General features: G+C 74.3%; 10 protein-coding genes. 5 read left to right on the top strand and 5 right to left on the bottom strand.

The features are described 5' to 3' along the window. Nucleotides 1-29: 29 nt before the first annotated feature. Entirely contained in the window at nucleotides 30-1,904 is a 1,875-nt protein-coding gene (locus ABT023_RS13355) for an ABC transporter ATP-binding protein (protein WP_350884987.1), read from the bottom strand. A 151-nt stretch (nucleotides 1,905-2,055) separates the two neighbouring features. Between ABT023_RS13355 and ABT023_RS13350 the strand changes: the two genes are divergently transcribed. The 3 genes from ABT023_RS13350 (at nucleotide 2,056) to ABT023_RS13340 (ending at nucleotide 5,709) form a co-directional block, all read left to right on the top strand. Next, entirely contained in the window at nucleotides 2,056-2,685 is a 630-nt protein-coding gene (locus tag ABT023_RS13350; RefSeq protein WP_350884984.1) for a TIGR03085 family metal-binding protein, read from the top strand. Between the two features lie 129 nt (nucleotides 2,686-2,814). Continuing rightward, nucleotides 2,815-3,753 carry a terpene synthase family protein gene (locus tag ABT023_RS13345; protein WP_350884982.1) on the top strand — a complete coding sequence of 313 codons (939 nt, stop codon included), beginning with the start codon at nucleotides 2,815-2,817 and terminating at the stop codon, nucleotides 3,751-3,753. Between the two features lie 129 nt (nucleotides 3,754-3,882). Further along, nucleotides 3,883-5,709, top strand: coding sequence for an AMP-dependent synthetase/ligase (locus ABT023_RS13340; RefSeq protein ID WP_350884979.1), 1,827 nt, complete (start codon nucleotides 3,883-3,885; stop codon nucleotides 5,707-5,709). 55 nt (nucleotides 5,710-5,764) lie between these two features. Here the strand turns inward: ABT023_RS13340 and ABT023_RS13335 are convergent, their stop codons facing one another. Next, on the bottom strand, nucleotides 5,765-7,066 hold the full coding sequence (locus ABT023_RS13335) for a low temperature requirement protein A (RefSeq protein ID WP_350884976.1): 1,302 nt from the start codon (nucleotides 7,064-7,066) through the stop codon (nucleotides 5,765-5,767). Nucleotides 7,067-7,168: 102 nt separating this feature from the next. Beyond that, the gene (gene yczR, locus ABT023_RS13330; RefSeq protein WP_350884973.1) at nucleotides 7,169-8,626 is read right to left on the bottom strand and encodes a MocR-like transcription factor YczR; all 1,458 of its coding nucleotides are present in this window, start codon (nucleotides 8,624-8,626) and stop codon (nucleotides 7,169-7,171) included. Nucleotides 8,627-8,685: 59 nt separating this feature from the next. Here yczR and yczE point away from each other — a divergent pair, with 59 nt between their 5' ends. Together yczE and ABT023_RS13320 are read left to right on the top strand one after the other, a co-directional pair. Next, nucleotides 8,686-9,405, top strand: a complete 720-nt coding sequence (gene yczE, locus ABT023_RS13325; RefSeq protein WP_350884970.1) for a membrane protein YczE — start codon at nucleotides 8,686-8,688, stop codon at nucleotides 9,403-9,405. Nucleotides 9,406-9,473: 68 nt separating this feature from the next. Beyond that, nucleotides 9,474-9,935: a hypothetical protein gene (locus ABT023_RS13320; RefSeq protein WP_350884967.1), complete on the top strand. Its 462-nt coding sequence runs from the start codon at nucleotides 9,474-9,476 to the stop codon at nucleotides 9,933-9,935. A 45-nt stretch (nucleotides 9,936-9,980) separates the two neighbouring features. On the opposite strand, the gene hisF is transcribed toward ABT023_RS13320, so the two are convergent. Then, complete coding sequence (hisF, locus tag ABT023_RS13315) at nucleotides 9,981-10,748, bottom strand: imidazole glycerol phosphate synthase subunit HisF (protein WP_350884964.1); 768 nt, start codon at nucleotides 10,746-10,748, stop codon at nucleotides 9,981-9,983. A gap of 91 nt (nucleotides 10,749-10,839) precedes the next feature. Then, nucleotides 10,840-11,838, bottom strand: coding sequence for an NADP-dependent oxidoreductase (locus ABT023_RS13310; RefSeq protein ID WP_350884961.1), 999 nt, complete (start codon nucleotides 11,836-11,838; stop codon nucleotides 10,840-10,842). Between the last annotated feature and the right edge of the window lie 3 nt (nucleotides 11,839-11,841).

The raw sequence follows: 11,841 nt of genomic DNA, 5'->3' as shown, positions 1-11,841 counted from the left end.
TGCGGGGCTCGCAGGCTCACTCCTCGCGCTCACCGGTCCACCTCGATCTCCAGGCCCGAGGCCAACGGCTTGACCTCGTCGGGCGTGCGCTGCTGCTGGGGGTCGGTCTCGGCCTGCTCGTAGGCGGTGACCAGGTCGGCGTAGCCGGCAACGGTGGCGAGCAGCTCGGTGTGGGTGCCCCGGGCGAGCACCCGGCCGTGCTCCAGGTAGATCACCTCGTCGGCGAGCGCGATGGTGGCCCGCCGGTACGCCACCACCATGATCGAGGCGGCCGGCCCCCCGGCGGTCGGGGCGCGCAGCCCGGCCAGGATGGCCGCCTCCACCCGGGGGTCCACCGCGCTGGTGGCGTCGTCGAGGACCAGCAGTCGGGGTCGCCCGGCCAGCGCTCGGGCCAGGGTGAGCCGCTGCCGCTGCCCGCCGGAGAGCGAGGTGCCCCGCTCGCCGACCATCGTGTCCAGCCCGTCGGGCAGCGCGGCGACGAAGCCGTCCGCCTCGGCCAGCCGCAGCGCCGACCAGACGTCCTCGTCGGCGATGTCGGGCCGGTCCAGGGTGATGTTGGCCCGGACCGTGTCGTCGAAGACGAACGGCACCTGGGCCACCAGCGCGGCGGCGCCCGCCAGCGACCCGGCGGTGAGCCGGCGGACGTCCACCCCGTCGAGGAGGACCGCGCCCGTGTGCGGGTCGACCAGCCGCACCGCCAGCGCGGCGATCGTCGACTTCCCGGAGCCGGTCGGCCCGACCAGGGCCACGGTCCTCCCGGCCGGCACGGTGAAGGAGACCCCACCGAGCACCTCGACGCCGGGCAGGTGCGCCTCGGCCGGCTCGTACGCGAAGCCGACGTCGGCGAAGGTCAGGGTGGCCGGGGTGGGGTCGGCCGGGTCGAGCGCGACGTCCCCGTACGGCATCTCGCCGGTGGCGTCGAGCACCCGGCGCACCCGGTCCCAGCCGGCGACGCTGCGCGGCAGCTCGGCCAGGACCCAGCCGATGGCCCGCACCGGGAACGCCAGGACGGTGAACAGGAACGCCACGCTGACCAGCTCGGTGACCGTGATGGCGCCCTGCCGGAGCCGGAACGCGCCGACCACCAGCACGGCGAGGGTGCCGAGACTGGGCAGGGTCTCCAGCAGCGGGTCGAACACGCCGCGCAGCCGGCCGACGGCGATCAGCGCGTCGCGCAGCTCACCGGCCCGGGCGGAGAACCGGGCGGTCTCCTGGGCCTCGCGGCCCATCGTCTTGACCACCAGTGCGCCGTCGAAGCTCTCGTGGGCGATCCCGCTGACCTCCGCGCGCAGCCGCTGGGCGCGGGCCTGGCGGGGGGCCATCCAGCGGGAGTAGACCACGTTGAGGGCGAACAGCGCCGGGAACACGGCCAGCCCGACCAGGGCCAGCGCCCAGTCGGTGACGAAGAGCGAGGCGACCGCGCCGACCAGCATCACCAGCGTGCCGACCGCGAACGGCAGCGGGGCGATCGGGTACCAGGCCGCCTCGACGTCGGAGTTGGCGTTGGACAACAGGGTGCCGGTGGCGTTGCGCTGGTGCCAGGACAGCGGCAGGTCCAGGTAGCGGCGGGTGACCCGGCGACGGTACGCGGCCTGGAGCCGGAACTGCATGTAGCCGGCACCGAGCCGGCGGCCGAAGATGCCGACCACCCGCAGCACGCTGATGCCGAACAGGGCCCCGGCGGCGAGGGCGATGGCCGCCACGCCCACCGACCCGCGCTCGACCGCCGGCACCACCACGTCACCGACCACCGCGCCGACGATGTACGCGCTGGCGATGACCAGCCCGCCGAACAGCACGCTGCCGGCCACCGCGACCGCGAAGATCCGGGGCTGTTCCCGGATCGCCCGGCCGAGCACGGACAGCCCTCTGCCGAGCACATCCCGACTTGTCTTGCTGGTCACGATCTCCCCCGCCGTAAGCCGCAATTGTCCCCCCTTATCCTTACCGGGTTCGGTCCACCTCGCCGTCCCGCACCGGGTATGTCGGTGATCACGTCCCGGCCTCCGACGCCGCCGCCGCGCCGACCGCGCCGGCCCGGCCTACGATCGGGCGATGACGCGGTACGCCCGGTCGGAGCGCGACGCGCTCGCCGACCTCATGCTGAGCCTGGGTCCGGACGCGCCGACGATCAACGAGGGCTGGTCGGTCCGCGACCTCGCCGCCCACCTGATCGTCCGGGAACGCCGGCCGGACGCCGCCGGCGGGATCATGCTGCCGCCCCTGCGCAGGTACGCCGAGGGGGTGCAGGCCCGGATCGCGGCCCGGCCGTTCGCCGAGCTGGTCGGCCAGGTCCGCCGCCCACCGGTGTGGAGTCCGGTGAGCAACCCGCTCACCGACGAACTGGTCAACACCATGGAGTTCTACATCCACCACGAGGACGTCCGCCGGGCCCGGCCCGGGTGGCGGCCGAGGGACCTGCCGGCCGGGCTGCACGCCGTGCTGTGGCGTCGGGCCGCGGTGCTGGGCCGACTGGCGCTGCGCCGCTTCCCGGCCGACCTGCTGGTGCAGGCGCCCGGGCACGGCGAGCTGTCGGCGGGGCGGGGCGGGCAGCGGGCCCGGCTGGTCGGCCCGCCGGCCGAACTGGTGCTGTTCCTGACCGGCCGGCAGCGGGTGGCCCGGGTGCAGGTGGACGGGCCCGCGGAGCTGGCCGAGCGGCTGAGGTCCGCCAAGCTGGGCATCTGACGAACCGCGATTCTCCGATCACACACGGGTGTAAACCATTCGTGACCGAATTATGAATGTCGATCGGTGCTGACGTACCCTCGTCCGGCCGTCGCCCCACCCCGGGGCGGCCACATCCGGAAGTGCGACATGCGAAGTTTCGCGGTCTCGGCCCTGAACGAACCGCCGTTTCCCCCGCGCCGGCACGCCGAGACCGACCTGGCCGCCGAGGCGAGCCTGGTCTGGGCACAGGAACTCGGCCTGATCACCAACGGGCACCGGCTGGCCCGGCTGCGCGGGGCGGCCGCCGCCGAGCTGGCCGGGCGCACCTGTCCGGACGCGGCCGGCGAACGCCTACGCCTGCTCACCGACCTGGTCACCTGGCTGTTCGTGGTCGACGACGCGTGCGACGAGGACGGCCTCGGCGCGGCCCCCGCCCGGCTGGCCCCGGCCGTCGCCGACCTGCTCGACGTGCTCGACCGGCACGGCGCACCGGGACACGCGGGCGACGACCCGCTCGGCAGCGCCCTGGACGACCTGTGCCGACGGACCAGGGCCCAGGGCTCCCCCGGGCTGCTGCTGCGCTTCATCGGCCAGGTGCGCGACTACCTGCTGGCCCTGCTCTGGGAGGCGGCGAACCGGGAGCACCGGCGCACCCCCGGGGTGGCGGAGTACGTCCAGCTACGCCGGCACACCGGCGCCGTGCATCCCGCGTTCACCCTGACCGACCTGGCGTACGACGCCCCGCCCGCGGCGGCACGCCGGGTCGAGCCGGCGCTGGTCGACGTCGAGACCCTCGCCGCGGACCTGGTCTGCTGGTGCAACGACCTCTTCTCGTACGGCAAGGAGAACGAGTCGGGTCCGGACGCGCACAACCTGGTCAGCGCCATCGCGGCCGAGACCGGCCGGGGCGAGCCCGCGGCACTGCGCGCCGCCGCCGACCGGTTCAACCGCACCCTCGCGGTGTACGCCGAGCGGGAGGCGGCCCTGCTCGCCGACGACCCGACGGTGCGCCCGTTCCTGGCCGCCCGGAGCAACTGGGTGCGGGCCACCTACGACTGGTCCACCCGCGCCGCCCGGTACGCCTGAGGCCGCGCCCCGGCGGCGCCGCCGGGGGACGGCCGGGGCTAGCCGATGCGCGGTACAGGCAATACCCTTCGGTAACCGCAGAATGACGTGACCCCCGTCACGCCTCCAGCCCTGAAGGCGGCTACAGCGATGGCTCTCGATGTACCGTACCGTTCCATCCCCGACATGTTCCTCAAGCGCGTCGCGGCGTCCCCCGACCGCCACGCCTTCGCCCACCCCGCGCCCGACGACTCCGGGCCGGTCTGGCTGACCTGGCAGCAGGTCAGCCAGCGGGCCAAGGCGGTCGCGGCCGGGCTGCACGGGCTCGGTGTCGGCCAGGAGAACCCGGTGGCGATCCTGGCGAGCACCCGGCTCGACTGGGTCATCGCCGACTTCGGCATCATGTGCGCCGGCGGCGCCACCACCACCGTCTACCCGACCACCGAGCCCGAGGAGGCGGCGTACATCGTCGCCGACTCCGGCTCCCGGGTGCTGTTCGCCGAGAACCCGGCCCAGGCCGCGAAGCTCGCCGGCGCGGAACTGCCGGCGCTGACCCACGTGGTGCTCTTCGACGGCACGCCCGATCCCGCCGCGGCCGTGCCCCAGCTGACCCTGGCCGAACTGGAGGAGCAGGGCGCCCGGGTGCTCGCCGCCGAGCCGGGGCTGATCGAGCGGCTGGTGGCCGGGATCGGGCCGGAGCACCTGGCCACCCTGATCTACACCTCGGGCACCACGGGCCGGCCCAAGGGCGTCGAGCTGCTGCACGGCGGCTGGTGCTGGGAGGGGGTGGCACAGGACGACGTCGGGCTGCTGCGCGACGACGACCTGCAGTACCTGTGGCTCCCGCTGTCCCACTCGTTCGGCAAGACCCTGCTCTGCGGGTCCACCCACGTCGGCCTGCCGACCTACGTCGACGGCCGGGTGGAGAAGCTGGTCGACCTGCTCGGGGTCATCCGGCCGACGCTGATGTGCGGGGCGCCCCGGGTGTTCGAGAAGATCTACAACAAGGTGGTCACCACCGCCCGGGACGCCGGCGGCGCCAAGGCGAAGATCTTCGCCTGGGGGGTCGGGGTCGGCCAGGCGAAGGTGGCCCTGGAGCAGGACGGCCGTCCGGTGCCGACCGGGCTGAGGCTGAAGTACGCGCTGGCCGAGAAGCTGGTGTTCAGCAAGCTCCAGGCCCGGCTCGGCGGGCGGATCCGGGTGCTGGTCTCCGGCGCCGCGCCGCTGAGCAAGGAGATCGCCGGCTTCTTCGCCGCCGCCAACCTGCCCATCTCGGAGGGGTACGGCCTCACCGAGACCAGCGCCGGCAACTTCGTCAACCCGCCGGACGGGCTGCGGATCGGCACCGTGGGCCGGGCGATGGGCGACCTCGAGTGCCGGATCGACACCGACGGGGAGATCCTGGTCCGGGGCCGCCCGGTGATGCGCGGCTACCACAACCTGCCCGAGGACACCGCCGCCGCGTTCACCGACGACGGGTTCTTCCGCACCGGGGACATCGGCAGCCTCGACGAGGACGGCTACCTGCGCATCACCGACCGGAAGAAGGACCTGGTCAAGACTTCCGGCGGGAAGTACATCGCGCCGTCGCACATCGAGGGGATGTTCAAGGCGCTCTGCCCGTACACCTCGCAGGCGATCGTGATCGGCCAGGCCCGCAACTACTGCACCATGCTGGTCAGCCTCGACCCGGACGCGATCGCCGGCTGGGCGGCCGGCGGCCCGCTGGAGGGCCGCGGGTACGCCGAGATCGTCGCCTCCGACGAGGCCCGGCTCATGGTCGAGGAGTACGTCGCCCAGCTCAACGCCAAGCTGAACCGCTGGGAGACGATCAAGAAGGTCGCCGTCCTCCCCCGGGACCTGACCATCGAGCACGGCGAGATGACCCCGTCCCTGAAGATCAAGCGTCGGGGCGTGGAGAGCAACTTCGCGGCCGAGATCGAGAAGATGTACGCCGGCACGCTCGCCGAGCTCTGACCGCGGTGCCGCCGGCGGCCGTGTCCCCCCGTCCCGGGACACGGCCGCCGCCGTCTCACAGGTGCTCGCCCCGCCACCGGCTCTCCTCGATCTCGGCCGCCCGCTGCTCCTCCAGCGCGAGCTGCCGGACCCGGCGCCGGCGGCGCCGCCCGCCCAGCGTCTCCGCGGCGGTGAGGGTGACGCAGACCAGGGCCAGCAGCACCAGCGCCTGCAGTTCCGGCAACCGGGCGGCCACCGGGGCGAGCAGGGCCAGCAGCGCCACCTCGACCAGCAGCGGCCAACGGAGCACCCGCAGCGCCAGCATCCCGCAACCGGCGAGGCTGAGCAGGTAGAGGGCCACCCCGCCGTAGAGGACCAGGATCCAGGACAGCCCCAGGGGATCCCCCCAGGCCGGGGTCTCGGGGTTCGCCGCCTCGACGAGCACGTCCTTGATCCCGAGGGCGAAGAAGATCACCCCCGCGATGATCGGCAGATGCAGGTAGGTGTACGCGTCGCGGGCCAGCCGGGCCCGGGCACCCGGGTCGCGGGTTCGGTGCAGCGCCTGCTCGACGGCGAGGGCCAGGGTGTCGAAGTACGCCCACCACAGCGCCGACGCCACCGCGATGCCGGTCACGGCGGCGACCACCACCGGCCAGGTCAGCGGCAGCCCGTTGACGAACCCCGGGCCGATCCCCAGCGCGATGACCGACTCGCCGAGCGCGATCAGGACCATGAGGGCGTGCCGCTCGGCCCAGTGCCCGGCGGACACCACCACCCAGTACGTGCCGCCGAGCGCCACCCCCGCGCCGTACTCGACGAGGAGCGCGACGGTCCACAGCACCAGCTGCACGGTCGTACCCGCGCCGTCCCCGGTGGTCCGCCGCACGAAGGCGGCGGCGACGAGCAGGGCGGTCGCGACCACCGGCAGCAGGACGAGCAGCAGCCACCGCCGCAGCCGCGCCCGGTCCCCCCGGGCCAGCCAGCCGAAGACGGCGAGCTGCGACGCGCGGACGAGGAGATAACTGACGGCGAAGACCAGCGGGCCGTTCAGCCCACCCGGCTGATCCACGAACGCACCCGGCATGCTCAGCACGAGCAGGAAGGTGGCGGCGACGGTGACGAACCCGACCAGCGGCAGGACGCCCTGGTCGGCGCGGGTGTAGTTGGCCAGCCCGGCGAACCCGCTCCAGCACCACCAGAGCAGCCCCAGCACCAGCAGGCAGCGGTACAGGTTGGTGGCGGAGGGGTGGCTCGTGGTCAGCGCGGTCACGTTAAGGAAGGCGAGGACGAAGACGAGGTCGTAGAAGAGTTCCAGCCGGGTGGTCCGGGAGCCGGGCGCACCGGGGCGGACCCACTGCGACCAGCCCTTGTTGCCCACTCCGGCAGTCTGTCAAGCCACGGCTCCGCCCCACCCCGCGATCGCCGCATCGGGTGCCGGCCGCGCCCCGGCCGGGACGTCGTCCGGGCGGCGGCGCGCCGCTCAGGCGATGACGGCCGGCTCCCGCCACCGCGGCCGACCGCCGCGGTCCAGGTCGTACCGGACCGCGGCGAGCCGCCCCACGGCGTCGACCAGGTCCGCGGCCGGCAGGGTGAACGGCAGCCGCAGGAACCGCTCCAGCGTCCCGTCCAGGCCGAACCGGGGGCCGGGGGCCAGCCGTACGCCGACCTCCTCGGCGGCCCGGGCGAGCGCGCTGGAGATCGGCCCGTCCAGCTCGGCCCAGAGCGTCACCCCGCCGCGCGGGACGGTGACCCGCCAGTCGGGCAGCCGCTGCGCGAGCGCGCCGGTCAGCGCGTCGCGCTGGGCGGCGAGCTGCACCCGCCGGGCGGCCACGATGGTCGACGCGTCGGCCAACAGGTGGACCGCTACCAGCTGGTCCAGCACCGGGCCGGCCATGTCCACCCCGACCCGGGCGGCGGCCAGCCGCTGCACCTGGGGCGCGGAGGCGCGCACCCAGCCGATGCGCAGGCCGCCCCAGTACGGCTTGCTCATCCCGCCGATGGAGATCACCCGGGAGTGCCGGTCGAAGGTGGCGACCGGCGGCGGCAGCGGGGTGCCGTCCAGTGGCAGGTCCACGAACGACTCGTCGATGACCAGGTCGGTGCCGGCGGCGTGGGCCGCGCCGACCACCCGCTCGCGCAGCTCGGTGGGCATCAGGTGCCCGGTCGGGTTCTGGAACTCCGGGATCAGGTACGCCAGCTTCGGCCGCCCCTGGCGCAGGCTGCCCAGCAGCAGGTCGGCGTCCCACCCGGCGCCGTCGATGGCCAGCCCGTGGGTGGTGATCCGGGCCCGCCGGGCGGCCAGCGCGGCGAGGGCGTTCGGGTAGGTCGGCGACTCGACCAGCACGCTGCCGCCGGGGGCCAGGGCCAGCCGCAGCACCAGGTCCAGCGCGTGCTGGGTGCCGCTGGTGACCATGATCTGGTCGGGCGAGGTGGGCAGGCCCCGGTCGGTGTACCCGGCGGCCACGGCCTCGCGCAGCTCGATGATGCCGGTCGGGTGGTAGCCGGCGCCGCCCAGGTAGCGGGGCAGGTCCTCGGCGGCGGCGCGGGCGGCGGGCATCAGCTCCGCCGGGGCGGCCAGCGCGGCCATCCCGAGGTCGATCATGTCCCGGTCGTCCTGCGGGGTCCACAGCCCGGTGCTGGCGACCTGGTGGGTGCCCGGGAGCATGGTCCAGCTCCCCGCGCCCCGCCGGCTGGCCAGGTGGCCGGTCTCCCGCAGCAGCCGGTACGCGGCGGTGACCGTGGTCCGGCTGATCCGCAGCGCCTCGGCCAGCTCCCGCTCGGCGGGCAGGCGCACCCCCAGGGGCAGGCGGCCGTCGGCGAGCAGCCCTCGGACGGCGGCGGCGAGCGCCGCGTAGTCCGGGCTGCGGCGGCGGCCCGGCAGGGCATGCCACTGCCCGAGCAGTCGGGCCAATTGGCTGCCACGCACCTGGCTTGTCATGGCCACCCTCCCGATATTGGCTCCTTAAGCCGCACCGATTGGACCCTAGGGTGGCACGCATGGCACCGATTGGCAATCTCCGGCAGCGGCCGGTCCGGCGGCTGACCCAGCTCTACGCGGGCCTGCTCCTCTACGGCCTCAGCATGGCGCTGATGATCCGCTCCGGGCTCGGCCTCGATCCCTGGGACGTGTTCCACCAGGGGCTGTCCCGGCTCACCGGGCTGTCGTTCGGCACCGTCACCATCGCGGTCGGCGCGCTGGTGCTGCTGCTGTGGATCCCGCTGCGGCAGCGTCCCGGCCTGGGCACGGTGAGCAACGTGCTGGTGATCGGGCTGGTGGTGGACGCCACCCTGGCCCTGCTGCCCGGCGGCGGCCCGCTCGCGGCACGGGCGGCGCTGCTGGTCGCCGGGATCGTCGCCAACGGCGCCGCCACCGCCCTCTACCTCGGCGCGCGGCTCGGCCCGGGCCCCCGAGACGGCCTGATGACCGGGTACGTGGCCCGCCGGCCCGGACGGTCCGTCCGGCTGGTGCGCACCGTCATCGAGATCACCGTGCTGGCCCTGGGCTGGCTGCTCGGCGGCACCGTCGGTGTCGGCACGGTCGCCTACGCGCTCACCATCGGGCCGCTGGCCCAGTTCTTCCTGCCCCTCTTCATGGTGGACCTGCCGCCCCGGGAGCCCGCCGGACAGGAGTCGGGGGGCCGGATCGCGGCCGGCCCGGAGCCGGACGGCCATAATGTGGTCGAAGCACCGGCGGCGGACTGCGGCCGACCGCGCTGAGCTGCGGAAATGCCGGGCCGGGAAAAGTGGGTGTTTCCTTGCTCGGCGGCGCACGGCATCATTCCTGCATGGGGGAGAACGGATGGCTTTGGGCCGACGCCTGGATCTTTGTTTCACTGGTGATCGCGAACGGCGCGGGGCGGCACCGCCGATCGGCGTCCACCCGACGGCCGGAGGGCGTCCGGCTCACTGACGTGCTCTCCACAGCCGACCACCTCAACCACGCCATCCCCGAACGGCACGAGGTGGAGACGGCGGTCCGACGGCTCGTCGGCGCCGGCCTGGTCAGTGTCTCGGACGGCTGGTTCCGGCTCACCGCCGACGGGGAGCGGCTGTGGCGCACCCGACCGAGCGCCGGCCTGTCCACCGCCGTGGACACCGTGCAGGGCGTGCTGTGCCGGCGGCACACCCCCGGCAGCGCCGACTGGACGCTGGAGAAGGAGGAGCACGCCGCCGCCGTGCAGGAGTACGTGGTCCGGTCGATCCCGGCCCCGCGCCGCTCCCCCGAGGGCCACTCCGGCCGGGGCTGAGCCCGGCCCCGCTTCGGCACCGGCCCGCAGGCGGGGCGGCCGGCGTCAGCGGACGGGGTGACCCGAGCCGCGCAGCACGCCCTTGACCTCGCCGACGGTCAGCTCGCCGAAGTGGAAGACGCTGGCCGCGAGCACCGCGTCCGCCCCGGCGGCGATCGCCGGCGGGAAGTGGGCGATCTCGCCCGCGCCGCCGCTGGCCACCACGGGCACGTCGACGACCCGGCGGACCTCGCCGATCAGCTCCAGGTCGAAGCCGGCCTTCGTGCCGTCGGCGTCCATCGAGTTGAGCAGGATCTCCCCCGCGCCCAGCTCGGCGCCGCGCCGCGCCCATCGGACGGCGTCGATCCCGGTGCCCCGGCGACCACCGTGGGTGGTCACCTCGAAGCCGCTCGGGGTGACCCCGGCCGGCGCCCTGCGCACGTCGAGGGAGAGCACCAGCACCTGCCGGCCGAACCGGTCGGCGATCTCCGCGATCAGCTCCGGGCGGGCGATGGCGGCGGTGTTCACCCCCACCTTGTCGGCGCCGGCACGCAGCAGGATGTCGACGTCGGCGACCTGCCGGACGCCGCCGCCCACGGTGAGCGGGATGAAGATCGACTCGGCGGTGCGCCGCACTACGTCGAGCATGGTGCCCCGCTCGCCGGAGGAGGCGGTCACGTCCAGGAAGGTCAGCTCGTCCGCGCCCGCCCGGTCGTACGCCGCCGCCAGTTCCACCGGATCACCGGCGTCGCGCAGGTCGAGGAAGTTGACCCCCTTGACCACCCGCCCGGCGTCCACGTCCAGACACGGGATGACCCGTACCGCCACCGTCATGCCGCGAAGCCTATCCTCTCCCCGCCCGCCCCTCCGGGACCGCCCGCGCCCGCCTCCCGCACCGCAACGGCGGGGCGGGAGGGGCGGGGGTCTACAGCCGGACGAGCATCTTGCCGAGGTTCTCGCCGCGGAGCAGACCGAGGAAGGCCTCCGGGGCGCGGGTGATGCCGTCGACGACCGTCTCGTCGTACGAGAGCTTTCCCTCGCGCAGCCAGCCGGCGACCTCCTGGACGAACCGGCCGCGCAGGTGGCCGTGGTCGCCGACCAGGAAGCCGCGCAGGGTGAGCCGCTTGCCGATGACCAGCGCCAGGTTGCGCGGGGCCGCCGGCGGTTCACTGTCGTTGTACTGGGCGATCATCCCGCAGATCGCGGCCCGGCCGTGCAGCCGCATCGCACCGATGGCCGCCTCCAGGTGGTCCCCGCCGACGTTGTCGAAGTAGACGTCGATCCCGTCCGGCGCGGCGGCCCTGAGCGAGTCGCGCACCGGGCCGTCGTGGTAGTCGAACGCGGCGTCGAAGCCCAGTTCCTCCAGCCGCTCGACCTTGGCCGCCGAGCCGGCGCTGCCGACCACCCGGCCGGCGCCCCTGAGCTTGGCGATCTGGCCGACCATGCTGCCCACCGCTCCGGCCGCGCCCGAGACGAAGACGGTCTCGCCCGGCTTCATCGCGGCCACGTCGAGCAGCCCCGCGTACGCGGTCAGCCCGGTCATGCCGAGCACGCCCAGGTACGCGCTCACCGGGGCCAGGTCCGGGTCGACCTTGCGGGCGCCACGGGCGTCGACCAGGGCGTACTCCCGCCAGCCGAGGCCGTGCAGGACCGTGTCGCCCGGGGCGATCCCGTCGGCCTCGCCGGCCACCACCTCGCCGAGCGCGCCGCCGTCGAGCGGGGCGTCGAGGGCGAACGGCGGCACGTACGACTTGACGTCGTCCATCCGCCCCCGCATGTACGGGTCGACGGACATGAACTGGTTGCGCACCACGAGTTGGCCGGGCCCGGGGGTGGGCACCTCGGTCTCCACGAGGCGGAAGTTCTCGGCGGTCGGCCAGCCCTGCGGGCGGGAGGCCAGGTGAATCTCACGGTTGACGGTCACGGT

The organism is Micromonospora sp. NPDC002296 (assembly GCF_040296145.1).
GTDB lineage: Bacteria > Actinomycetota > Actinomycetes > Mycobacteriales > Micromonosporaceae > Micromonospora.
Note: the sequence above shows the minus strand (reverse complement) of the source record. Positions and strands in the feature narration are given on the sequence as shown.